Source organism: Tessaracoccus luoxuelianae (assembly GCF_055326245.1).
The window spans coordinates 88,097-110,464 of sequence record NZ_JBUZNO010000008.1; the positions used below are offsets into that span (position 1 = coordinate 88,097).

19 protein-coding genes and 3 tRNA genes are annotated in these 22,368 nt (G+C 68.1%); 13 read left to right on the forward strand and 9 right to left on the reverse strand.

Annotation, left to right across the window (positions count from 1 at the left end):
* Positions 1–8: 8 nt before the first annotated feature.
* Positions 9–953 (forward strand): AEC family transporter, encoded by a 945-nt coding sequence (locus tag ACZK39_RS12780; RefSeq protein ID WP_463613529.1) that lies wholly within the window; start codon positions 9–11, stop codon positions 951–953.
* A 1,037-nt stretch (positions 954–1,990) separates the two neighbouring features.
* On the opposite strand, the gene ACZK39_RS12785 is transcribed toward ACZK39_RS12780, so the two are convergent.
* From ACZK39_RS12785 to ACZK39_RS12805, 5 genes are all read right to left on the reverse strand, one after another.
* Positions 1,991–3,664: a glycoside hydrolase family 13 protein gene (locus ACZK39_RS12785; protein ID WP_463613530.1), complete on the reverse strand. Its 1,674-nt coding sequence runs from the start codon at positions 3,662–3,664 to the stop codon at positions 1,991–1,993.
* 26 nt (positions 3,665–3,690) lie between these two features.
* Entirely contained in the window at positions 3,691–5,415 is a 1,725-nt protein-coding gene (locus ACZK39_RS12790; protein WP_459056300.1) for a glycoside hydrolase family 13 protein, read from the reverse strand.
* Positions 5,416–5,492: 77 nt separating this feature from the next.
* Positions 5,493–6,386, reverse strand: coding sequence for a carbohydrate ABC transporter permease (locus tag ACZK39_RS12795; protein WP_182782270.1), 894 nt, complete (start codon positions 6,384–6,386; stop codon positions 5,493–5,495).
* Positions 6,383–7,288 carry a carbohydrate ABC transporter permease gene (locus tag ACZK39_RS12800; protein ID WP_182782271.1) on the reverse strand — a complete coding sequence of 302 codons (906 nt, stop codon included), beginning with the start codon at positions 7,286–7,288 and terminating at the stop codon, positions 6,383–6,385. Before ACZK39_RS12800 ends, ACZK39_RS12795 begins: the two co-directional genes overlap by 4 nt.
* 18 nt (positions 7,289–7,306) lie before the next feature.
* Positions 7,307–8,611, reverse strand: a complete 1,305-nt coding sequence (locus ACZK39_RS12805) for an ABC transporter substrate-binding protein (protein ID WP_463613531.1) — start codon at positions 8,609–8,611, stop codon at positions 7,307–7,309.
* 122 nt (positions 8,612–8,733) lie between these two features.
* Between ACZK39_RS12805 and ACZK39_RS12810 the strand changes: the two genes are divergently transcribed.
* The 4 genes from ACZK39_RS12810 to ACZK39_RS12825 all read left to right on the forward strand — a co-directional run bounded on the left by ACZK39_RS12810 (position 8,734) and on the right by ACZK39_RS12825 (position 12,504).
* Entirely contained in the window at positions 8,734–9,972 is a 1,239-nt protein-coding gene (locus ACZK39_RS12810; RefSeq protein ID WP_463613532.1) for an ROK family protein, read from the forward strand.
* Between the two features lie 44 nt (positions 9,973–10,016).
* Positions 10,017–10,451: a MarR family winged helix-turn-helix transcriptional regulator gene (locus tag ACZK39_RS12815; RefSeq protein WP_463613533.1), complete on the forward strand. Its 435-nt coding sequence runs from the start codon at positions 10,017–10,019 to the stop codon at positions 10,449–10,451.
* A complete protein-coding gene (locus ACZK39_RS12820; RefSeq protein ID WP_182799031.1) occupies positions 10,441–11,733 on the forward strand; it encodes an MFS transporter in 1,293 nt (430 codons plus the stop codon). The genes ACZK39_RS12815 and ACZK39_RS12820 overlap by 11 nt, the downstream gene beginning before the upstream one ends.
* A gap of 84 nt (positions 11,734–11,817) precedes the next feature.
* Positions 11,818–12,504: a YceI family protein gene (locus tag ACZK39_RS12825; RefSeq protein ID WP_463613534.1), complete on the forward strand. Its 687-nt coding sequence runs from the start codon at positions 11,818–11,820 to the stop codon at positions 12,502–12,504.
* 80 nt (positions 12,505–12,584) lie between these two features.
* On the opposite strand, the gene ACZK39_RS12830 is transcribed toward ACZK39_RS12825, so the two are convergent.
* Positions 12,585–14,798, reverse strand: coding sequence for an NADP-dependent isocitrate dehydrogenase (locus tag ACZK39_RS12830; RefSeq protein WP_463613535.1), 2,214 nt, complete (start codon positions 14,796–14,798; stop codon positions 12,585–12,587).
* 195 nt (positions 14,799–14,993) lie between these two features.
* Here ACZK39_RS12830 and ACZK39_RS12835 point away from each other — a divergent pair, with 195 nt between their 5' ends.
* The 8 genes from ACZK39_RS12835 to ACZK39_RS12870 all read left to right on the forward strand — a co-directional run bounded on the left by ACZK39_RS12835 (position 14,994) and on the right by ACZK39_RS12870 (position 21,845).
* The gene (locus ACZK39_RS12835) at positions 14,994–15,206 is read left to right on the forward strand and encodes a DUF3073 domain-containing protein (protein WP_182782278.1); all 213 of its coding nucleotides are present in this window, start codon (positions 14,994–14,996) and stop codon (positions 15,204–15,206) included.
* A gap of 16 nt (positions 15,207–15,222) precedes the next feature.
* The gene (locus ACZK39_RS12840; RefSeq protein WP_182782518.1) at positions 15,223–16,170 is read left to right on the forward strand and encodes an alpha/beta hydrolase; all 948 of its coding nucleotides are present in this window, start codon (positions 15,223–15,225) and stop codon (positions 16,168–16,170) included.
* A 75-nt stretch (positions 16,171–16,245) separates the two neighbouring features.
* Positions 16,246–16,731 (forward strand): cytochrome c nitrite reductase small subunit, encoded by a 486-nt coding sequence (gene nrfH, locus ACZK39_RS12845; RefSeq protein WP_255422096.1) that lies wholly within the window; start codon positions 16,246–16,248, stop codon positions 16,729–16,731.
* 5 nt (positions 16,732–16,736) lie between these two features.
* Positions 16,737–18,212, forward strand: a complete 1,476-nt coding sequence (locus tag ACZK39_RS12850; RefSeq protein ID WP_459056306.1) for an ammonia-forming cytochrome c nitrite reductase subunit c552 — start codon at positions 16,737–16,739, stop codon at positions 18,210–18,212.
* Positions 18,202–19,002 (forward strand): tetratricopeptide repeat protein, encoded by an 801-nt coding sequence (locus ACZK39_RS12855; RefSeq protein WP_463613536.1) that lies wholly within the window; start codon positions 18,202–18,204, stop codon positions 19,000–19,002. The genes ACZK39_RS12850 and ACZK39_RS12855 overlap by 11 nt, the downstream gene beginning before the upstream one ends.
* 6 nt (positions 19,003–19,008) lie before the next feature.
* Positions 19,009–20,412: a cytochrome c biogenesis ResB family protein gene (locus tag ACZK39_RS12860; RefSeq protein ID WP_463613537.1), complete on the forward strand. Its 1,404-nt coding sequence runs from the start codon at positions 19,009–19,011 to the stop codon at positions 20,410–20,412.
* Positions 20,396–21,298: a c-type cytochrome biogenesis protein CcsB gene (gene ccsB / locus ACZK39_RS12865; RefSeq protein WP_459056309.1), complete on the forward strand. Its 903-nt coding sequence runs from the start codon at positions 20,396–20,398 to the stop codon at positions 21,296–21,298. The genes ACZK39_RS12860 and ccsB overlap by 17 nt, the downstream gene beginning before the upstream one ends.
* Positions 21,291–21,845 (forward strand): TlpA family protein disulfide reductase, encoded by a 555-nt coding sequence (locus ACZK39_RS12870; protein ID WP_182799025.1) that lies wholly within the window; start codon positions 21,291–21,293, stop codon positions 21,843–21,845. Before ccsB ends, ACZK39_RS12870 begins: the two co-directional genes overlap by 8 nt.
* Before the next feature lie 33 nt (positions 21,846–21,878).
* On the opposite strand, the gene ACZK39_RS12875 is transcribed toward ACZK39_RS12870, so the two are convergent.
* The 3 genes from ACZK39_RS12875 to ACZK39_RS12885 all read right to left on the reverse strand — a co-directional run bounded on the left by ACZK39_RS12875 (position 21,879) and on the right by ACZK39_RS12885 (position 22,251).
* Positions 21,879–21,952, reverse strand: a tRNA-Phe gene (locus tag ACZK39_RS12875).
* A gap of 28 nt (positions 21,953–21,980) precedes the next feature.
* Positions 21,981–22,054, reverse strand: a tRNA-Asp gene (locus tag ACZK39_RS12880).
* A gap of 124 nt (positions 22,055–22,178) precedes the next feature.
* A tRNA-Glu gene (locus tag ACZK39_RS12885) sits at positions 22,179–22,251 on the reverse strand.
* Positions 22,252–22,368: the final 117 nt, after the last annotated feature.

Consider the following 22,368-nt stretch of genomic DNA (forward strand, 5'->3'; position numbering starts at 1 on the left):
TGCCAGCCATGGGCACCATCGCAGAGACGCTCGCCAGCGTCATCCCCATCGTCCTGCTGATCGTGCTGGGCATCCTCCTACGCCGCCTTCGGGTGCTGGACGACGGCGTGGTCGAGGGCCTGAAGCGCCTCATCGTCAGCGTTGTGCTCCCTGCGGTGCTGTTCACCGCATTCCTGTCGATGGAGTTCCGGGCCGAATACCTGGCGCTCATCGTGATCATCCCCGTCGCCTGCGTCCTGCTGCTCGGCATGGGTGCCCTGGCGCGGCGCGCGCTGGGGGCACCGCCCGTGGCCACTTTCCTGTTCACCGGGTTCGAGTTCGGCATGGTGGGCCTGGCGTTGTACGCGGCGGCCTACGGCCTGGGCAACGTGCCGACGGCGGCGATCGTCGGATTGGGGCACGAGTTCTTCATCTGGTTCATCTTCGTGACGCTCCTGAAGCGTCAGAGCGACGGGGCGGTGTCGCTGATCGAGACTCTCTCCTCGTTCGTGAAGTCGCCGGTCATCCTCGCGATCTTCGCCGGTCTGGTGCTCAACGCGCTCGGCGTGGCCGAACCGCTTGCGGCGAACCCGTTCTCGGCCGGGGTGCTGGGCGCGCTCGGCTACCTCGCCGCCGTGATCGTGCCCGTCATCCTGCTCATCGTGGGCTACGGGACCAGGCTGAGCCGCGACGGAGTCCGGGAGGCGGCCCCGCTGGTGGCCGTCCGCTTCGTGGTGTGCCTGATCCTGGCGCTTGTCCTCTCCGAACTCGTCGTGGGTCGGTGGCTCGGCCTTGACCAGTTCGCCCAGGCGGCGGTCTTCATGCTGTTCATCCTTCCGCCGCCGTTCATCGTCCCGATCTTCCTGCCCGCCCACAGGCGCGACGAGGTGGCCTACTCCAACAACGTGTTGAGCCTGTACACGGTCGTCAGCGTGGTGACGTTCGTCGCCTACGTGTTCGCCACCGTCGGCTGAGGCCTGCCCCGCGGGTCGTGACGCGCGTTGCCCGATCAACCCTGCTGTCCGGTGCAGGGAGCCGTGACCCGAGGCCCGAGCGGCCGTTGTCCACGGTCTGCACGTCCTCCGGACTCGGAGGGTGGTTGGGTGGTGAGGCCGCCCGTGCCTCGGCTCCCGTCTCCCTGCACTGGCTTGGCCTGCGGCGTGGCCGGGTTCGGGTGTGGCCCGTCAGGGCGGGCCCTGGCTTGAGTTCCTCGAGGCGGAGGGCAGTCAGGTGCTCGTCGGGTTTTGCACCGCTGCGCAGTGCCGCCCTGTCGTCCCCACCCTCGCGAAAGGGCCCGTCATCGCCTGTCTGTTGGGTGGATCTGGTGGCGACTACGAACCCAGATCTACCGATTTGGTAGCGGGCCCAGACGCGGGGTCCCTTTTCTCACCGACCGGAGCGAGGCCGTCGGGCGGTTGGGTTCATGGGCTCAGGGTGGTTTCGACGCGGGCTGCGCCGCTCCGCGGCATGCCCGGCTCAACCCGCGGGGGGCGGCTTCAGACGCCGGGGTCTTTGGTCGCAAAGTCGTAACCCCAGTGACAAACCGTGAGGTGCAGCGAGGGTGCGGGACGTCAGGGCGGCACTGCGTAGCGGTGCTCAACCCGACGATCACCCGGCTGGCTCCCGCCTCAGCAGGCTGTTGCCAGGGCCGCCCTGACGGGCCACACCCCAACCTGGCCACGCCACAGCAGAAGGCGGCGGGGAACCGGGATCCGCTGCACGGGCGGCCCTCAGAGGCGCCGCAGGCCCCGACCACCCGGTGGTGTCTGGCGACGAGGGGACCCGGCCACCGCGGGCCGCCCGTGCAGCGGAACCCGGATCCCCGCACCCAGACGGTGGACCAAGGCGAGGCGGACCAGGGCGAGGCGGACCCGGGCGAGTGGGTTAAGTCCGAGGGAAGGTCACTATACGACCCTTCGAGACGCTCCACGGTCGCTACGCGACGCGGAGCTCCTCAGGGACCGAGGATGGCGCGGAGCTCCTCAGGGAGCGAAGATGGCCCGGCGGGCGGTCAGGCGCGGAGCCAGACGGTGGTCTCGCCCGGAAGCTCGTCTCCCCACGGGCCCGAGGCGACCAGAATCTCTCCCTCGGGCAGCTGAACCGGATCCTTGCCGAAGTTCGACACCACCTCCCAGCCGCCCGACCGCCGGAACCGCAGCACCTCGTCGTAGTCGGTCGGGATCCACACCATGGACTCGTCTGTCTGCAGCTCCCGCCGCAGCTGCGCCGCCCGTCGGTACATCGACAGCGTCGAGCCCGGATCCCCGGACTCCGCCTCGACGGAGTAGTGCCCGAACCACAGCGGCTGTGGCAGGTGCGAGCCGTCCTCGCCGAAGCCGAACGACGACCCGGACCGCGTCCACGGGAGCGGTACGCGGCAGCCGTCGCGGCCCACCTCCAGCTCACGGTTGCGGAAGAACGACGGGTCGGCGCGCAGCGAATCGGGGATCTCCGCCACCTCCTGGAGGCCGAGCTCCTCGCCCTGATAGAGGTACGCCGAGCCGGGCAGCGCCATGAGAAGCAGCGTCGCCGCGCGCGCCCGGCGAAGGCCAGTGGCCGCGTCGAGAAGGACAGGGTCCCCTCCGGCCATCAGCCAGTCGCCGCCGTGCTTGCGCAGCGGCGTCCCGTCGGGGTTCGTCCCCGGGAACGGGGTGCCGTAGCGGCTGGCTGACCGGATCGTGTCGTGGTTGTTGAGCACCCAGGTGACCGACGAGCCGGACACGGCCGCGACACCCAGGCACTCGTCGATGATCCGGTGGAAGGTTGCCGCGTCGTAGTTGGCGAGCTGGAGGTCGAAGAAGAACGACTGCCCCAGCGTGGACGGGCTCGCGTAGAGCGGCACGCGTGACGAGTGCACCGCGGCTTCCGCGACCGCCGTGCGCGGCGGGTCGTAGGAGTTGAACACCCCGCGCCACTCGGCGTAGATCTCCTGGAGTTCGTCGCGGTCCCACGTGGGATGGCTGCCGTCCCTCGGGTGGGCCTCGAGCTCGGCCTGCGTGGGCAGCGGCTCCGTCAGGTCCTTGGCGAGCATGTGGGCGGCGTCCACGCGGAAGCCGTCGACGCCGCGATCGGCCCAGAAGCGCAGGATGCTGAGGAACTCCTCCCGGACCTCATCGCTGGCCCAGTTCAGATCCGGCTGCTCGACGGCGAAGGTGTGGAGATACCACTGTCCGTCGGCCACCTGCTCCCAGGCGCTGCCCCCGAAGATCGAGACCCAGTCCGTGGGCGGCTCGGAGCCGTCCGGGCCGGTGCCGTCGCGGAAGATGTAGCGCTCCCGCTCGGCCGATCCGGGGCCCGCCGCGATCGCCTGCTGGAACCAGTCGTGCAGGTTCGAGGTGTGGTTCGGCACGATGTCGATGAGGATCCGGATGCCACGCGCGTGCAGCCCGGCGGCGAGCTCGTCGAAGTCATCGAGGGTGCCGATGCGCGGGTCGATTCCGCGGTAGTCGATGACGTCGTAGCCGCCGTCGGCGAGGGCGGAGGGATAGAAGGGGCTCAGCCACACCGCGTCGATGCCGAGGCCGGAGAGGTAGTCGAGCCGCGACGCTATGCCGCGCAGGTCGCCGATGCCGTCGGCGTTGCTGTCGGCGAAGCTGCGGGGGTAGATCTGGTAGACGAGGGCTTGGCGCCACCATTGGGCGCTCTGGTCGGAGACCAGGGTCGCCTGGTCCGTGATGTCCTGCATGGGGGAAGGTCCTTCAGTGGTGAGGGTCAGCGGGTGGCCAGGCGGAGGATTCGGGACTCCCACGGCGCGAGCGACGAGGGGTCGGCGGCATCGTGGGTGGCCAGGATCAATTCGGCGCCGTCGAGGCTGGGGAGGGCGTCGAGCGGGAGTTCCGCCGAGGTCGACGAACAGTTGGCGAGGACGAGCAGTGTGGTGTCGCCCAGGGTGCGGGTGAACACCCAGAGCTGCTCGTGCTCGGGCAGAAGCAGCTCGAAGCGGCCCTCGCGGACCACCTCGTCGGTGTGTCGAAGCGCGATCAGACTCTGGAAGTGGGCGAACACCGACGCGGGGTCGAGGCGGGCCGCCTCGGCGTTGATGTCGCGGTAGTTGGGGTTGGCCGGCAGCCAGGGCACGCCGGTGGTGAAGCCCGCGTGCGGGCCGTCGTTCCACTGGACGGGGGTGCGTGCATGGTCGCGGCTCTTCGCGGCCAGCGAGCGGAGGATCTCGGCCTCGGCGGTGCCCATGGCCGTGGCCAGGGTGTGGTGGTTCAGCGATTCGACGTCGACGTAGTGCCCGATCTCGGTGAAGGGGGAGTTCGTCATGCCGAGTTCTTCACCCTGGTACACGTACGGGGTGCCCTTGTGCAGGTGCAGGACGGTGGCCAGCGTTTTGGCGGAGTTGACGCGGTGCTCGGGGGAGTCGTCGCCGAAGCGGGACACTGCCCGCGGCTGGTCGTGGTTGTCGAGGTACAGCGAATTCCAGCCCGATTCCGCCAGACCGTACTGCCACTGGGCAAGGTTGCCCTTCAGCGCGGGCAGGGGCAGTGCCATCAGGTCCCACTTGCTACCGGAGGCCTGGTCGAGGCTGACATGCTCGAACGTGAAGACCATGTTCAGCTCCCGCCGGGCAGGGTCCGTGACCCGCCGGGCCAACTCAACGGTCGCGCCGGGCATCTCGCCGACGGTGAGCAGATTCTGGTCGTCGAGGCCCACCTCGCGGTTCATTTCGGCGAGGAACTCGTCGAGACGGGGACCGTTGGCGATCTGGCGGAAGTCCGCCGAGCCGGGCTCGATCGGGCCGCCGGAGGCGAGGTCGTGTGGCTTGGAGATGAGGTTGATCACGTCCATCCGGAAGCCGTCGACTCCGCGGTCCACCCACCACCGCATCATGTCGTAGACGGCTTCGCGAACCTCGGGGTTCTCCCAGTTGAGGTCCGGCTGCCCGGGGCTGAACATGCTCAGGTAGTACTGGCCGCTGGCCGGGTCGAACGTCCAGGCCGACGGCGCGAAGGCCGCGGCGCTGTCGTCGGGCTCGGCGCCAGGCGTGCCGGGCTCGTGTCCGGGACGGGCGGGGCGCCAGTAGTACCAGCTCCGCTTGGGGGAGGCCGGGTCGCGGGACTCGACGAACCACGGGTGCTGGTCCGAGGTGTGGTTGACCACCAGGTCCATGACCAGCTTGATCCCGCGCCAGTGAGCCTGGGCGAGGAGCTCGTCGAGGTCCGCGAGGGTTCCGAACAGGGGATCGATGTCGCGGTAGTCGCTGATGTCGTAGCCGTTGTCCACCTGCGGCGAGCGGTAGACGGGTGACAGCCAGATGACGTCGACCCCGAGCTCGGCCAGGTGGTCGAGGCGGCTGGTGATGCCTGGGATGTCGCCGATGCCGTCGCCGTTGGAGTCCTGGAACGAGCGGGGGTAGACCTGGTAGACCACCGCGGAGCGCCACCAGCCGTCCGGGCGGGAAGCTGGGGCGGTCTGATGGCGTTCTGCGGTCATGGTTCTCCTTGGCTGGGATGGTGAGGGTGGGGTGGGCCGGTGCGCCCCGGCCCACCCCTTGGATGGTTCGCTCGACGCTACTTGATGGCGCCCTGGGTCAGGCCGGACATGACCCAGCGCTGCGCGAACAGGTAGACGACGATGGCGGGGGCCATGGCCATGAGGTACGACGCGAAGCTCACGTTGTAGCTGTTGCTGAACTGGGTCTGGAAGATGTTGTTAACCACGGGGATCGTCTGCCATTCGGGTTGGGAGATGATCAGCGAGGGCATCATGAAGTCGTTCCAGGAGCTGAGGAAGGCGAAGATGCCCACCGTGGCCGCCATGGGCGACAGCAGGGGGAAGATCAGCTTCCAGAACACCTGCCAGGTGCTCGCGCCGTCCATGCGCATGGACTCCTCGAGCTCCAGCGGGATGGAGCGGAGGAAGGTGCTGAACAGCAGGGTGTTGAACGCCAGCCCGAACACGATGTGGAGAATCGCGACCCCGAAGTAGTTGTCCAACCCCAGCAGGCCGGTGAGCCGCACCTGCGGCAGCGCGACCACCGGGAACGGGATGAACATGGCGGCGAGCAGGTAGTAGAAGGAGTACTTGAAGGGCTTCCGGTCCCAGTTGCGCACGATGGCGTAGGCGGCCATCGACGACACGAGGATGGCACCGGCCACGGCCACCAGGGTCACGATCAGGGAGACGAGGAAGGCCCGGGGGAAGTTGGTCAGGCTCCACGCCTCGACGAACCCGCTGAAACTCCATGGGTTGGGGAGGCTGAACGCGTTCAGGTCGGTGGACTGCTGGGTGGTCTTGAAAGCCATCGAGATGGTCACGTAGAGCGGCACGAGGACGGTGACTGCGGCGAGGATCAGCAGGATGGTGGCGGTCCAGTTGACCTTCTCCTGGCCGACCCGCCCGCGGCGCGACGCCGCAGTGGGGGCCGGGACGCCGACGGCGACGGTGGCGAGTGGGGTGCTCATGACCCGGACCTTCCCTGGGTGAGGCGCAGCTGCAGCAGCGCGATGACGATGGTGATGACGAAGAAGACGGCGGCGTTGGCCATCTGGTAGGCGTAGTCTCCGCCGCTGAAGCCGGCGAAGATGGTGAACGCGACGCTGCGGGTGGCGGTGCCGGGGCCGCCCTGGGTCAGGCCGACGATCTGGTCGTAGACAGCCAGGTAGCCCTTGAAGCCGAGGATCATGTTGATGCCCACGTAGCCGGCCACCAGCGGCAGCGTGATGTGCCACAGGTTCTTCGCCGGGGTGGCACCGTCGATCGAGCTGGCCTCGTACACCTCACCGGGGACCGTCATGAGGCCCGCGATGTAGATCAGCATGGCGCTGGGCACCGAGCCCCAGGTGGTGACCAGGACGATGGCGAACCACGCCCAGTCCGGGTTGGCCAGCAGGCTCGTCGAGAGGCCGTCGATCCCCAGTGCCGCACCGATCTGCGGCAGCGAGTTGTTGAACAGGAAGCGGAAGACGAACGAGTAGATGATGGCCGAGATCACCATGGGGATGACGAAGACGGTGCGCAGCGGGTTGGTGAACTTGATCTTCGAGGTGAGCCCGAGGGCCAGGAAGAAGGCGATGACGTTGACCAGGATGACGGTGACGGCGGCGAACAGGAGGGTGAAGCCGTAGGACGAGAGGATGTTCTCGTCGCGGAAGAGGGCCACGTAGTTGCGGAAGCCGATCCACTCGAAGTCGCCGAAGCCCATCGAGTTGGTGAAGCTCATCGTGATGCCCTCGACGGCTGGGTAGGCGATCATCAGGGTGAACACCGCGACGGCGGGCACCAGGAAGAACCAGTAGACGGGTTCGACGGGGCGTCTCGGCCCTGTCTTCGCTGCGGGCGCGCTGGCCCTGGACGGGGTTGACATGCGTGTGACTCCTTTGTCTCAGGCGCGGAAGGCGAGCCGGGCCCAGTCGCGGTCCAGCTGCGCGAGCAGCGGTTCCGGCTCAGCCCCGAGGGCGATCGACTGGAAGTAGTTGGGGGCGGGGATGTTGTTGGGGATGAACTGCGACGGGCCCATGTAGAACCGGCCGCTGTCGTAGTACTCCTGCATACCGATGATCCGCTCGTCAGTGACCGGGGGAGCGTTCTTCGTGGTGCCGAAGCCCAGGAACTCGGCGTTGTAGGGGTTCTGGATCTCCGGCTTCATGAGGTGCTGCAGGAAGGCGCGAGCGCCCTCCCGCCCGTCGGCCACCTCTGGCACCCACAGCGAGAGGTCGATGTTCACGCGCACCCTGAGGTCCTCGGGGTTGTCGGTCGCGGGGAGGGGGAAGGTGCCGAGGTCCAGGTCGTTGCCCACCTTCTCGAACTCGCCGAAGGCCCAGGGGCCCTGGAAGATCATCGCTGCGGCGCCGTTGGCGAAGGCGGTGTTGCCGTCGCCGTATCCGCGGCTCCCCGCGTCGTCATTGATGTATCCGGTGAGCTGGACCATCTTCTGCACCGGCTCGAGCATGGTCTTCTGGAAGGACACCTCGGAGTCGGGGCCGACGTCGGCGCCGATCTCGTTCATCTTCCGGTAGAACTCGGCGATGTCGACCATGCCGCCGGCCGGGTAGTCGAACCAGCCCTGCATGATGGTCCACGGGTCCATGAACGTGGCGTAGAACGGGGTGACCCCTGCGGCGGTGAGCTTCTCGCACACGTCGATGAGCGCATCCCAGGTGGTGGGCACCTCGACGCCGTTGTCGGCGAAGATGCGCTTGTTGTAGATCACGGACGCGGCCATCGCGGAGTAGGGGAGCACGCTGGTGCGATCCTCGTACTGCGGGTAGGACTTCGACAGCTCGATGATGTCCTCGCGGATGGTGGCGGCCTCCGGCAGGTCCGAGAGGTCCGAGAGCGCACCGCGCTCCATGAACCTGGCCATCTCCAGGTTGTAGTTGAGCATCCCGAGGTCCGGCGGGTTGCTGCGCACGAAGCTCGCCGAGAGGTTCGTCGAGATGTCGTGCAGGATCCGGAACTGGTCCTGGGAGGCGGTGAAGTCGGCAGCCAGCTGGCGGAAGTAGGGCACCGCCTCCGGCTTGGACTGGTGGAACAGGATGGTCTGCTGCCCGCCAGAGGAGCAGCCGGTCACCAACGGGATGGTGCTGGCGGCTCCCACCGCCGCGAGGGCCTTGAGGAAGGTGCGCCGAGGCGGCGCCCAGGAGGCGGGGGCCAGCCCTGGGGGAGGCGTCGGTGAGGGGTGAGGCACGTCGTTGTCCCTTCGTCGTCGGTGACTGATTTGTTTTCGAGCAATAGATTTAACTATCGAAGAAAGTCATCTGGGTCTAGGATGCATCACGGTTGAGGGATCGTCAAGGGGGGTGCCGGAAAGTGGGTGTGGCCGAGCGCCAGACGCGCCACCGCGCGAGCACAGAGGCGGTCCTCGACCACGCGTGGGACTCCGGCGCCTTCGGGGCGGACCACGTCATTTCCGCCCTCGGAATGACCCGATCCACGGCACTCTCCGCGCTCGATGAGCTGATCGACGTCGGCCTGATCGAGGAGGTGACGAGCTCCGCGGGGCCCGCCCAGCGGCTGGGAAGGCCTGCCCGACGATTCGAGCTGCGAGGCGAGGCCGGACTGATCGTGGGCCTCGACGCCGGCGGCCGACGCTTCTCCGCGATGGCCGCCGATCTGAGCGGCCGGATCCTCGCGCGCGAACACCTCGACCTCACCAGCTTCTTCGAGTTGGAGGCTCCGGACCCGGCCACCCGGCACACCGCGGCCCTCCGGGCCATCGACGCGGTGCTCGCCGCTGCCGGGGGTAGCCGAGATGAGGTGATCGCCGTCGGGGTGGGCGTGCCTGCCCCGGTCGACGGCCAGGGGGCCTCGCCCACGCACACGTCCGGCTTCTGGAGCTATATGAACGCAGGCCTCCGTGAGGCGCTGAGTGGGGAGTTCCCTGTCGTGCGTGTCGAGAACGACGCTTCCCTCGCCGCTGTCGCTGAGGGGTCCCTGGGCGAGGCGCAGGGGCGCGAGCACTACGTCGCGATGCTGTCGGGGCTTCGCCTGGGCTCGGGCGTGGTCCTGGAGGGGCGATTGGTGCGCGGCGCGCACGGCGGCGTCGGGGAGCTCGAGGCACTTGCCTATGTGCCCGGTGTCGGCGGCACCTGGGGTCTCGGCTATCTGGCGGAGCAGTGGCTGAGGGCGCAGCTCGGCATGGGCGCGATTCCTGCTGACCACCCTTGGGCCGCCCTGAGTGGGGGCGCCGTCACCGGCGAGGCGGTCCTCTCTCGCGCGCGGCTGGCGGACCCTGTGGCGCGGCCGCTGGTGGAGGAGCTGGGGGGCACGCTCGGGCGGATCTGTACCGTGGTGTCGCGGTTCTACGATCCCGAGGTCATCGTCGTGTGCGGGGCCATCGCGGGCACGCTGGGCGAGGTGATCGAGATCGCCGTCGCGCACATGGCAGGCGAGCTGGAGCTGCCGCCGCCCGGCATCGTCGCCTCGGGGCTCGGGGGAGACGTCGTGTCGCTAGGGGCGTTGTCAGCCGCCCGCGAATCGGCCCGCCAGGTCGTTCTCCCGTTGCTGACCGCGCGCCGCCTCGCCGCCCGCACCCCCGCAGTTGATTAACCAAGATAATGAACTAGGCTAAGCAGTTCCCGCGAAAGGACTGCATGCCGGACTACGACCCAGATCTTCTCAGCCTCGCCAACGACGTGCGCGTCGCGTGTCAGCGCATCTCCCGCCGGGTGCGGTTCGAGAGCACCAGCGACGTCGCGCCGCACCAGTTCTCGGTGCTCGTGTTCCTGCACTTCACCGGGCCCCAGACGCCCACGCAGCTGGCGGCCCGCGATGCGGTGAGCACGCCGTCGATGACACGGACCGTGAACTGCCTGGCTGACAAGGGGCTCGTCGAGCGATCGCCGCACCCGCAGGACGGACGGCAAATCCTCGTCTCGCTCACCGACGAGGGGCGTCGGGTGGTGGAGGAGACCATCGCCAGCCGCGACACGTGGATGCTTGCCCACATCGCGACCCTGTCGCCCGAGCAGCTGGACCTGCTGCGTCGGGCGGCGGACCTCCTGATGGAGGTGTCGCATGCGGAGTGACCGGGGGCGCATGTTCGCGTCGTTCGCCGTGCGCAACTACCGCGTGTTCTTCGCCGGGGCCCTGATCAGCAACATCGGGACCTGGGTCCAGCGCGTGGGGCAGGACTGGCTGGTCCTCACCGAGCTGACCGACGGCTCGAGCGCCGCCCTGGGCATGGTCACCGCGCTGCAGTTCCTGGCCATCCCGATCCTCGCCCCGTATGCCGGCGCGTTGGCTGACCGCCTCCCCAAGCGGCGCCTGCTTCTGGTGACCCAGGTCCTCCTCGGGATCACGGCGCTGGCGTTGTGGGCCGTGGTGGCGCTGGGCGTGGTGCAGCTGTGGCACGTGTTCGTCTTCGCCTTCCTCCAGGGCGTCATCACCGCGTTCGACAACCCGGCGCGGCAGTCGTTCGTCTCCGAGCTGGTCGCCCCCGAACTCCTCCCCAATGCGGTGGGGTTGAACTCGACCTCATTCAACGGGGCCCGCCTCGTCGGCCCCGGAGCCGCCGGCCTCCTCATCGCCGCATTTGGTGTGGGCCCGACGCTGCTGATCAACGCGCTCAGCTTCGGGGCCATGCTGGCCGCGGTGGTGGCGCTCCGCCCCGGCGAGCTTCGCCCCTCCAGGCGGGTCAAGGCGAGGGGTGCCACCGTCGACGGTCTGCGCTATCTCCGCGACCGTCCGGACCTCGTGGTCCTCATGGTGATCGTGTTCGCCCTCGGCACCTTCGGCATGAACTTCCAGATCTACAACGCCACCATGGCCACTGAGGTGTTCGGAAAGGGGGCCCAGGAGTACGGGCTGCTCGGCACCGTCATGGCGATCGGCACGCTCGGCGCCGCGCTCGTCGCCACCCGGCGCACGCAGCCGGGCCTCCGCACGGTCCTGCTCGCGCTGGGCGCCTTCGCCGTCAGCACGGCCCTGCTGTCGGCAGCCCCCACTTTCGCCGTCTACGCCGTTCTCCTGGTGCCCTGCGGATTCTTCGCGCTCACCGTGATGACGACGGCGAACGCCGCGGTGCAACTCGGGACGGCACCGGAGTACCGGGGTCGCGTGATGGCCGTCTATGTGGCCATCTTCACGGGCGGAACACCGCTCGGCGCCCCGGTGATCGGCTGGCTCGGCGAGCTCTGGGGGCCCCGCGCCATGGTGCTCACCGGCGCGGTGGCCACCGGGATGGCAGCCCTGGCGGTGCTCGGCTACCTGGTGACGCACGACGGTGTCCGGCTCGCGATCGAGCGGGGGTGGCCGCTCCGGCTGCGCGTGTGGACCGCGCAGCGCGAGCCGCAGCCCGTGGGTCGCTGACGGGATAATTGACAGTTCAACTAAGACGGGCTAGTCTGGTTTCACTTTCAACGACCTACCGCACGCCGCCACGAGGAGACGCCCATGACCGCCACCGCCCTGAACCAGCTCGCCGGGACCTACACCATCGACCCCAGCCACACCGAAATCGGCTTCACCGCCCGCCACGCCATGGTGACCAAGGTCCGTGGCGCCTTCACCGACTTCTCCGGCACCGCCTCGACGGGCGCCAGCCTGAGCTCCCCGGCCCTCGACATGACCATCAACGCCGCGTCGGTCTCGACGGGAAGCGCGGACCGCGACGGACACCTTGTCTCCGCGGACTTCTTCGACGTCGAGCAGTACCCCACCATCCGCTTCGCCTCCTCCAGCGTCACCGCCCCCGCTGACGACACGCTGCGCGTCGAGGGCGACCTCACCATCAAGGACGTCACGCGCCCGGTGGTCATCGACTTCGACTACGACGGCGTGGCCACGGACCCGTTCGGCAACGAGCGCGTCGGGCTCTCCGGCTCGGTCATGGTCAACCGCAAGGACTTCGGCCTGGTGTGGAACGCGGCGCTGGAGACCGGTGGCGTCCTCGTCTCCGAGAATGTGAACCTGGTCTTCGAGGTGTCCGCCATCAAGGACCCCGAGGCGTCCGCCGAGGCGGTCGCCGACGAGACTGTCGCGGTGGAGCCGGCCCCGGCCCCGGCCGCCCCAGCCACCGAGCAGGCGGCCCCCGCAGCTCAGGCTGGCTTCGCGGGTTGGCTCAAGAGGCTCTTCGCCTGAGCGGTCAAACCACCTCACGCTCATGACGCGACAGGCGCCGCCCACATCGGGCGGCGCCTGTCGCCTATGTGTCGAGGGCCTCAGCAGAGGGCGTCGATGATCTCGTTCAGGGTCTGCGACGGGCGCATCACCGCGACCGTCTTCGCCTCGTCGGGGCGGTAGTAGCCGCCGATGTCGGCAGGCTTGCCCTGCACGGCCAACAGCTCCCCGACGATGGCTGCCTCGTTGGTGCTCAGTGACTCCGCGATCGGTGCGAACACCGCGGCCAACTCGGCGTCGTCGGTCTGGGCGGCCAACTCCTGGGCCCAGTACATCGCCAGGTAGAAGTGCGATCCGCGGTTGTCGATGCCGCCGAGCTTCCTGGTGGGTGACTTGTCCCGGTCAAGGAAGGTGCCGGTGGCGCGGTCCAGCGTGGAGGCGAGGATGCCGGCGCGTGCGTTGCCCTCCGTCTGGGCGAGGTGCTCGAAAGAGGCGGCCAGTGCCAGGAATTCGCCGAGCGAGTCCCATCGGAGGTAGTCCTCGGCGACGAGCTGTTGCACGTGCTTCGGGGCGGACCCACCGGCGCCCGTCTCGAACAGGCCTCCGCCGGCCATCAGCGGCACCACCGACAGCATCTTGGCGGAGGTGCCCAGCTCGAGGATGGGGAACAGATCCGTGAGGTAGTCGCGGAGCACGTTGCCGGTCACGGAGATAGTGTTCTCACCCTTGCGGAGGCGTTCGACCGTGAATTTCGTGGCCTCCACGGGGTTCATGATCTCGATCTGGAGCCCGTCGGTGTCGTGATCTGCGAGGTAGGCGCGCACCTTCTCGATGAGCTGACGGTCGTGCGCCCGCTCCGTGTCCAGCCAGAAGACCGCCGGCCATCCGGTGAGGCGGGCGCGGGTCACAGCCAGCTTCACCCAGTCCTGGATGGGGGCGTCCTTGGTCTGGCAGGCCCGCCAGATGTCACCGGCCGCGACCGTGTGGCTCATCAGTACGGTGCCGGACTGGTCCACGACCTCGACCACGCCGTCCGCCGCGATCTCGAAGGTCTTGTCGTGCGAGCCGTACTCCTCGGCCTTCTGCGCCATCAGGCCGACGTTGGGCACGGTGCCCATGGTGCGCGGATCAAAGGCGCCGTGGGCCTGGCAGTCCTCGATCACGGCCTGGTACACACCGGCGTAGGACGAGTCCGGAAGGACCGCCAGTGTGTCGGCCTCCCCGCCGTCGGGGCCCCACATGTGGCCCGACTGCCGGATCATGGCGGGCATCGACGCGTCGACGATGACATCCGAGGGGACGTGCAGGTTGGTGATGCCCTTGTCCGAGTTCACCATGGCCAGCGTCGGTCCGTCGGCAAGGCCCTTCTCGAACGCTGCCCTGATCTCGGCCCCGTTCGGAAGCGCGTCCAGCCCTGCGAGGATGGCGCCGAGCCCGTCGTTGGGGGACAGGCCCGCCGCGGCGAGGTCCGCGCCGTAGCGCTCGAACACGTCGGGGAAGAACGCCCGGATGACGTGGCCGAAAATGATGGGGTCCGAGACCTTCATCATGGTGGCCTTGAGGTGGATGGAGAACAGCACCCCCGATTCCTTGGCAGCGGCCACCTGGGTGCGCAGGAACTCATCCAGCGCCGCGGCCCGCATGACGGTGGCGTCGATGACCTCGCCGGCGAGCACGGACAGGCCGCTCTTGAGCACGGTCTCCGTGCCGTCGCTGGCGCGGTGCCGGATGGTGAGGGTGTCCGCTGACGGAAGGACCACGGACTGCTCGTTGTGGCGGAAGTCGTCCGCCTCCATGGTGACAACGGCGGTCCTGGAGTCTGAGGTCCATGCGCCCATCCGGTGCGGGTTCTTCCTGGCGTAGTTCTTCACCGACTCCGGCGCGCGGCGGTCCGAGTTTCCTTCGCGCAGCACCGGGTTGACGGCCGAGCCCATCACGCGGTCGTAGCGTGCGCGGACCTCACGATCCGCGTCGCTCTGGGGATCTTCGGGGTAGTCAGGCAACTGGAATCCCTGGGACTGCAGCTCGGCCACCGCGGTCTTGAGCTGTGGCACGGAGGCCGACACGTTGGGCAGTTTGATGATGTTGGCGTTCGGCGACTTGGCCAGCTCGCCGAGTTCGGCCAGGGCGTCGTCGATCCGCTGATCCTCGGGGAGGGTGTCGGTGAACTGGGCGAGGATCCGTCCCGCCAGTGAGATGTCGCGGGTCTCCACGTCCACCCCGGCCTGGCCGGCGAAGGCGTTGATGATGGGGAGGAACGAGTACGTGGCGAGCAGCGGGGCCTCGTCGGTGAGGGTGTAGATGATCTTGCCCATGTTGCGATGAACTCCTCGAGGGTTGGATGCCTCAGCCTATCGCTGCCCGGATGCGTTCGACGGCGGCGAACGCCGCTGCCCAGCGACAGTGCGCTCTTTGGAGGAACCCGCCGGATTGGGTAGCCTGTACCCCACGAGTATCTGACAGATTCCGCGGCCAACCCGCGATGGACAAAGCAAGGGGGTCGACCCGATATGGGGCGCGGCCGTGCAAAGGCGAAGCAGACAAGGGTGGCCCGCGATCTGAAGTATCGCTCGGTGTCCACCGATTTCACGTCCCTGGAGCGCGAGCTCAGGGGCGATGCTGTCGTCGACGAGACCAACAACGACATCCCCGAGGCCTACGCAGAGACGACGGGCGAGGACGACGACTACGACGACGATCAGTTCGAGCGCCACACCTCCTGAGGCTCCGCACCCGTGGGTGCCGGACACCGAGCTGCCTGGTTACGAGCAGCTGGTCATTCCTCTGCCGGAGGAGCCGACGTACGCCCTTGAGCCTGAGGGCAGTCTCGTTGCCACGCTCGTGCGGCGCAACGCACCCACGGGTCGTCGCGCCGTCCTGTATCTCCACGGCTGGAATGACTACTTCTTCCAGGCCCACCTGGCTGACGAGATGGCCGGCCAGGGCTACGACTTCTACGCCGTGGATCTTCGCCGCTACGGCCGGTCGCTGCGCGGCAAGCAGTTGGCCGGCTACATCGTTCACCTGACGGACTACTTCCACGAGCTTGACCGGGCTCTCGCCATCCTCGTCGACGAGGGGCACGACGACATCGTGCTGATGGGCCACTCGACGGGCGGCCTCATCGCCTCCCTCTGGGCGGACCAGCGCCCGGGCGTGTTCTCGGCGCTGATCCTCAACGCGCCCTGGCTGGAACTGCAGGCCAACTCCCTGCTGCGCCCAGCCACCCAGCCGATGTTCAGCGCCGCCCGCGCCGTCGTGGCCACCACGGCCCTGCCGCAGATGGACACCGGCTTCTACCGCCGAACCATCTCGAAGGCGGAGGAGGGCGAGTGGGCGTACAACGCGAACCTCAAGGGTGACCCGGCGTTCCTGATCCGGGTGGGGTGGATGGCGGCCATCCTCGAGGGGCACGCGAGCGTCGCCGCCGGCCTCTCCATCGACTGCCCCGTGCTGGTGGCAGTCTCCGGGCGAAGCGACTTCCGGCGGGTGTGGGCCGAGGAGTTCCGCCTGGCGGACGTCGTGCTGGACGTGGACCGGATCGCGGCCCGCGCCCCCCAGTTGGGCAACTTCGTCGTCATTGCCCGGATCCCGGATGCGGTCCATGACCTGGTTCTGTCAGGGGCCGACGTTCGGGCGAAGGTGTTCGCGGAGTACTCGCGCTTCCTGCGCTGCTACGCCCGCTGATCTCGCCGCAGGTTCTGCCAAACTCGGCATCTACTACTACGCGTAGCACTACCATGCGTCGTAGGAGTGATTGCCTTGACCGCGAAGACCGGCGTCCGCGCCTGGATGACGAAGCCGCGGCTGCTCATCGCAGCAGCGGTATTCGTCGTGGGTTCGCTCATCGGCGTCGGCCTGTTCACCTTCGTGTACGCCCGCGGCATCTCCTACCTCGGCAACGACCCGGCATCCTGCGTCAACTGCCACGTGATGGAGCGCCAGTACGACGCCTGGCTGGCGGGTAGCCACACCAATGTGGCGACGTGCAACGACTGTCACGCTCCCCACGACAACCTCGTCAACAAGTACTACGTCAAGGCCGACAACGGGTTCTGGCACGGGTTGAAGTTCACCACCGGCTGGTACCCCGAGAACATCGAGATCCGTGATTCCAACCGGGCGGTGACGAACGAGGCGTGCCTCTACTGCCACTCTGATTTCACGAGCGATATGCGAATGACAGCCGGCAGCGAGCAGGTCAACTGCACCCGTTGCCACGTCGACGTCGGGCACAGGAGCAGGTGAGGCACATGACTACCACCGAAGAACCCCAGGCAACGCCGGAGAAGAGGAAGCGGAACCGCTGGATCGGCATCCTCATCGTGGCGATAGCGATCACCGCCGTCGTCACGGCGGGCATCACCGCGCTGCTGGCGAACGTCATCGAGCGCATGGGTGAGGCCAGCGACTCGTTCACGAAGGTGGTCGAACTCGACGATACCGTCGTGGACCCGGCTGTCTGGGGGCAGAACTTCCCCGCCCAGTACCAGTCCTACCTGGAGACGCAGCAGATGGGGGGAACCACCCACGCGGGTTCGGTCGAGGAGGAGCGCACGCCCACCGCGACCGATCCGCGGACCATCGTGTCCACCAGCAGGCTGGAGGAGGATCCGCGGCTCACGGACATGTGGGCCGGCTACCCGTTCTCCGTGGACTACCGCCACGCCCGCGGGCACGAGTACATGCTCGAGGACCAGCGCTACACCCTGCGGGTCACCGAGTTCAACCAGCCCGGCACCTGCCTCAACTGCCACGCCTCCACCGTCGCGCTCATGGACGAGCTCGGCGACGGCGATCGCGAGGCCGGTTTCACGGCGATGAACCAGATGTCCTACGCGGATGTCACCCAGCTCGTCGAGCACCCCGTGGCCTGCATCGACTGCCACGACCCCGAGACCATGGAGCTGCGGATAACCCGCCCGGCGTTCGAGAAGGGGATCGCGGCGCTCAAGGCCAGCGAGGGTGTGGAGGACTACGACGTCAACCGTGACGCCACGCGTCAGGAGATGCGCAGCTTCGTGTGCGGCCAATGCCACGTGGAGTACTACTTCGAGAAGGACACCAAGGAGCTGACGTTCCCCTGGACCAAGGGCCTGGACATCGACCAGATCTGGGAGTACTACCTGGAGGACGGTCACAAGGACTTTGAGCACGCCACCACGGGAGCCCAGGTAGTCAAGGCGCAGCACCCCGAGTTCGACATCTTCTGGTCCAATTCGGTGCATGCGGCCAACGGCGTCAGCTGCGCCGACTGCCACATGCCCTACGAGGCTGAAGGCGCGAGGAAGGTCACCGACCATCACATCCAGTCGCCGCTACTGGCCGTGAACTCCTCCTGCATGACCTGCCACCACACCAGCGAGGAGGAGATGACCGAGCGCGTTGTGGGCATCCAGGATGAGTTCATCGGCACCCGCGACGTGGCCTTCGACTCGCTCGTGGCGCTGATCCGGGCACTGGAGACGGCGCAGACGGACGGCACCCCGGCGGAGGCGATCGAGCAGGCACGCGAGTTCCAGAACAAGGCGAGCTTCTACCTGGATTACGTGTACTCCGAGAACTCCTACGGGTTCCACGCGCCGGCCTACATCCAGCGGATCCTCGCGGATTCGCTCGACGCGTCGCGCAAGGGTCAGCTGGTCCTCAGCGGCGTCGACGTCACCACTCTGGAGCCCTCCGACATCAGCGCGGAGAACGAGAAGAAGTCCGAGGAACGTGGAGCCTGACACCAGCGCGCGGCCCGGGGCCCCCGACACGGTCGAGGGCCCCGCGGACGCGCACACCCAACTCCTGCTGGACTTCCTCGCCACGGCCCCTGGGCCGCTGCGGGACTGGGCCGACGCCCGCGCGGACGAGGCACGAGCGCTCGCCTCGTCAGCGCAGCCGGAACCCCCGTCGATCACGCCCACCGGGGTCCACGACGCGGCAGACCTCGCCTTGGCCGAGCTGGGGGAGCACGACGACGAGCCCCGCCGTCGCCCCGTCGTCCACACGCCGGCGGACAAGCCGGCGGCCCTGGTCACGTCGGTGCCCAGAAAGTCCGGGTTTCTCATGCCATTGCTGGGCGTGCTGCTGGTTGCGGCGGTGGTCTACGGGGTGTTCCGGCTGGGTCTCCCCGCGGACACCGCGGCTCCCGCGACCACGGAGGCAACCCAGGCGTCGGCCACCGACAGCGTGGCCCGCAGGGCCGAGCTGGAGGCCACGCTGGCGGACAGCCCGGAGGATGTCGCAGCCAACCTCGAACTCGGCGTGCTCACCTTCAACGACGGTGATGTGAAGCGGGCGGAGCAGCTCTGGACGACGGTGACAGAGGTGGACCCCAGCAATCCGCAGGCCTGGTTCAACCTGGGTTTCGTCCACCTGTCGGAGGATCCGCCCAACGCCGAGGCGGCTCAGGCCGATTGGCAGAGGGTGCTCGACGTGGCGCCGGATTCGGACCTGGCGGCCACCGTGCGCTCCCACCTGGATGCGTTGGCCGCCTCAGCGGCCTCCCCGTCCCCGTCCAGCGAGGAGTGAGGGGCCGTGCGCGAGCTGTTCAGCTGGATCTACCGGGTTCTGCGTTCGAAGCTGCTGGGGGTTCTGGTCATCCTGGCGATGGCCGTGCTGTCGTTGCTGGGCACCCTGATCGTCCAGGCCCCCTCGGGGCTGGACACCCTCGCCAGAGCAGACTGGCTGGAGTCCGTGCGGCCCCGCTACGGCGGATGGACGCCCGTCCTCGAGTTCCTCGGCCTGTTCGGGCTCTGGACCTCCCCGCTGTTCCTCGCAGTGACGGCCCTGCTGGCGATGTCGATCATCGCCTGCACCGTGCACCGGCTTCCGCAGCTGTGGGAGCGGGCCACCCGTCCCCGGACGCATGTCACCGACAAGTTCTTCGAGCATGCGCAGTACCGGGCGGAGATGACGCTGCCGCTGAGTCCGCAGGAGGCGGACGGCCACGTGCGCTCCGTGCTGGGTGGCCAGCGCTACCGCTTCCTTGCGGATGAACGGCTCGCCGCCCCCGCCGTCGGCCTCTACGCCGACCGGTTCAGGTGGGGCCCCTTCGGCACGGCCATCGCCCATGCCGCCATGGTGGTCATCCTGGCGGCCTTCGGGGTGTCCGCGTTCACCGGCTTCGAGCAGAACCTCGACATCGCCGTCGGCGAGAGCGTCGAGGTGGGCCACGGCACCGGTCTCACGGTCACCGCCCAGTCCTTCAAGGACTCCTACGACGACGCCGGCCGCCCCACGGACTACGTGAGCCACCTCGTCGTCACCCGCGACGGTGCCGTGCTTGATGCCCGCGACGTCCGGGTCAACTCGCCGCTGGTGGTGGAGGGCACCGCGCTTCACCAGGCCTCCTTCGGGATCGCGGCCCGCATCCGCATCGCCGACGATGCCGGCGCCACCCTGTTCGAGGGATCGGTCCCGTTGAAGTGGCAGAGCAACGACGGGCGCTACGCCATCGGCAAGGTCACCCCGGAGGCCGCCGGCACCGAGGTACTGGTCGTCACGCCCGCCTCCGGTGCGGTCGACGCGGCCATCACTGCGGGGAGCGCCGTCTTCGAGCTCTACGACGTGGCCAGCGGCGAGAAGATCGACGTGTTGCCCGTGGAGCAGGGGGAGACCGCTTCCGGGGACGGGCTGCAGCTCACCTTCGAGCGGGAGCAGCGCTACACCGGCATCATCGCCCGCCAGGACCCGGGGGCGATGTGGATGTGGGTGGGCTCGGCCCTGCTGGTGATCGGCATGACGATGACCTTCACGCTGCGCCACCGCCGCCTCTGGGTGCGCGCCGTGCCGGAGGGGGATCACACGATGCTGCGCATCGCCTCCGCCGAGAAGTTGGACACCACCTTCGAGCGGCACTTCCGTGCCCTCGTGGAGCAGATCGACGCGACCGCCCCGGACGCTGCTGAGAAGGAGCCTGTTGATGCTCGAGTTCGCTGAATATCTGGTAACCGCCGCCGCGGTCTTCGTCCTGCTGGGCCTGGTCAGCGGCATCGCGCTGGTCACCTCGCGCCGCAGGAATCCCGTTGCGACGGTCAGCGTGCGCGCGAAGGTCAGTGTGGGTGGTGCCGCGTTGGCTCCCGCGCGGTCCGAGGCGCCCGTGCAGGCCGGAAGAGGGACCAGCCTGGGATGGTACGCCACGGCGTTCCAGGTGATCGCGTTGTTACTGCTGACGGCCTACATGGTGATCCGGATGAGCCTCACCGGGCACGGGCCGTTCGCGAACCAGCACGAATTCGCCGTCGCCTTCACGTGGGGGATCCTGTTGGTCAACCTGTTCTTCGGGTTGCGCTACCGGATCAGGATGCTGTCGCTGGTCGTGCTGCCCGTGGCGGCGGCCATGCTGGTCTACGCGCTGAGCCTGGACACCGGGGTCCGGCCCTTGATCCCTGCCCTTCAGAACAACCTGCTGCTGACCCTGCACGTCGGGTTCGCGATCATCGCCTACGGCGCCGCCTGCGTGTCCTTCGGCGCGGCCGTGCTCTACCTTCTCCACCCTCACATCACCCGCGTCCACCTGCCGCGGCAGGAGGTCCTTGACGATGTGGGTTACCGGGCGGCCGTCATCACCTTTCCTCTGCTCACCATCATGATCGTGCTGGGCTCGGTGTGGGCGAGCACCGCGTGGGGTCGCTACTGGGGTTGGGACCCGAAGGAGACCGCAGCGCTGGTCACCTGGCTGGTCTACGGCGCGTTCCTGCACGCCCGGGTCGTGCGGGACTGGCGAGGCACCAAGGCCTCCTGGCTTCTCGTGATCGGGTTCCTCACCATCCTGTTCGCCTACTTCGGCAACCACTTCTTCGGAGGGCTGCACTCTTATGCCTAGCAACCGGGCCCGGGGGCGCCTCCTTGGCACTCTGGGGCTCGCTGTGCTCGTCGCGCTGGTCGTCGGCGGTATCTACCTCATCAAGGGTGGGGCGGCCAGTGAGGCGGCCTCCACGGGGCAGGCGGTGCCGCTCCAGGGGCCGTCCGTCGGGGCCCTCGCCCCCGGATTCAGGGCATTGGACATCGACGGGGCCCCGGTCTCGCTCGAGGACTATGCCGGCCGACCCGTATGGCTGCTGTTCCAGGCCACCTGGTGCTCGATCTGCCGCGCGGAGCTTCCTGACGTGGAGGAGGCGTCGGATCGCATCGACGTGGTGGCCATCTACCTGCGCGAGGACCGCGAGCTGGTGACCGACTACGCGGCGCGGATGGGGCTGAGCATCACGAGCGTGCCGGACCCGATCGGCGAGATCTCGCTGCGTTACCTCGCCTCGTCAGTGCCGACGCACTACTTCATCAACGCCGACGGGACGGTGGCGGACATCCGCAAGGGTGCGCTATCCCCGGACGAGATCGATGAGGCCCTCGCGCTGCTCAGTGTGGGCTAGAACCGAAAGAACCCCGCCGGGGCGGGGTATCGGTGGCCAGGGCCGGGATCGAACCGGCGACCTTTCACTTTTCAGGCGAACGCTGCTACCAGCTGAGCTACCTGGCCAGATGGCCGGGCGTTTAAGCCGACCTAGCGACCCCGACGGGACTCGAACCCGCGACCTCCGCCGTGACAGGGCGGCGCGCTAACCAACTGCGCTACGGGGCCAATTTCTTGACCTGCTGGCCGTGCCAGCCCGGTAACTATAGCGTGAGTGATTCCCTCAAGGGAAATCGACCGAAACGCCTTGTCGTTACCGTTTCAGCCCACTCCGCGGGGGAGTGGACAGGAGCATCCCCAACGGGATTCGAACCCGTGCTGCCGCCGTGAAAGGGCGGAGTCCTAGGCCGCTAGACGATGGGGACCAGCTAGGCAGAGTCTAGAGACTCGCGGCGGGACCGCGCAAACGGGGGCGGAAACTGGAGCGAGTTGAGGGCCTGTGGGACGTGCGGAACGGCGCCACCCTGGGGGGAAGGGCGACG

Bases quoted from the DNA above. Each gene is read 5' to 3' on its own strand.
- ACZK39_RS12780 (WP_463613529.1), top strand. From the start codon at position 9: ATGGGCACCATCGCAGAGACGCTCGCCAGCGTCATCCCCATCGTCCTG.
- ACZK39_RS12785 (WP_463613530.1), bottom strand. From the start codon at position 3,664: ATGCAGGACATCACGGACCAGGCGACCCTGGTCTCCGACCAGAGCGCC.
- ACZK39_RS12790 (WP_459056300.1), bottom strand. From the start codon at position 5,415: ATGACCGCAGAACGCCATCAGACCGCCCCAGCTTCCCGCCCGGACGGC.
- ACZK39_RS12795 (WP_182782270.1), bottom strand. From the start codon at position 6,386: ATGAGCACCCCACTCGCCACCGTCGCCGTCGGCGTCCCGGCCCCCACT.
- ACZK39_RS12800 (WP_182782271.1), bottom strand. From the start codon at position 7,288: ATGTCAACCCCGTCCAGGGCCAGCGCGCCCGCAGCGAAGACAGGGCCG.
- ACZK39_RS12815 (WP_463613533.1), top strand. From the start codon at position 10,017: ATGCCGGACTACGACCCAGATCTTCTCAGCCTCGCCAACGACGTGCGC.
- ACZK39_RS12820 (WP_182799031.1), top strand. From the start codon at position 10,441: ATGCGGAGTGACCGGGGGCGCATGTTCGCGTCGTTCGCCGTGCGCAAC.
- ACZK39_RS12825 (WP_463613534.1), top strand. From the start codon at position 11,818: ATGACCGCCACCGCCCTGAACCAGCTCGCCGGGACCTACACCATCGAC.
- ACZK39_RS12830 (WP_463613535.1), bottom strand. From the start codon at position 14,798: ATGGGCAAGATCATCTACACCCTCACCGACGAGGCCCCGCTGCTCGCC.
- ACZK39_RS12835 (WP_182782278.1), top strand. From the start codon at position 14,994: ATGGGGCGCGGCCGTGCAAAGGCGAAGCAGACAAGGGTGGCCCGCGAT.
- ACZK39_RS12850 (WP_459056306.1), top strand. From the start codon at position 16,737: ATGACTACCACCGAAGAACCCCAGGCAACGCCGGAGAAGAGGAAGCGG.
- ccsB (WP_459056309.1), top strand. From the start codon at position 20,396: ATGCTCGAGTTCGCTGAATATCTGGTAACCGCCGCCGCGGTCTTCGTC.
- ACZK39_RS12870 (WP_182799025.1), top strand. From the start codon at position 21,291: ATGCCTAGCAACCGGGCCCGGGGGCGCCTCCTTGGCACTCTGGGGCTC.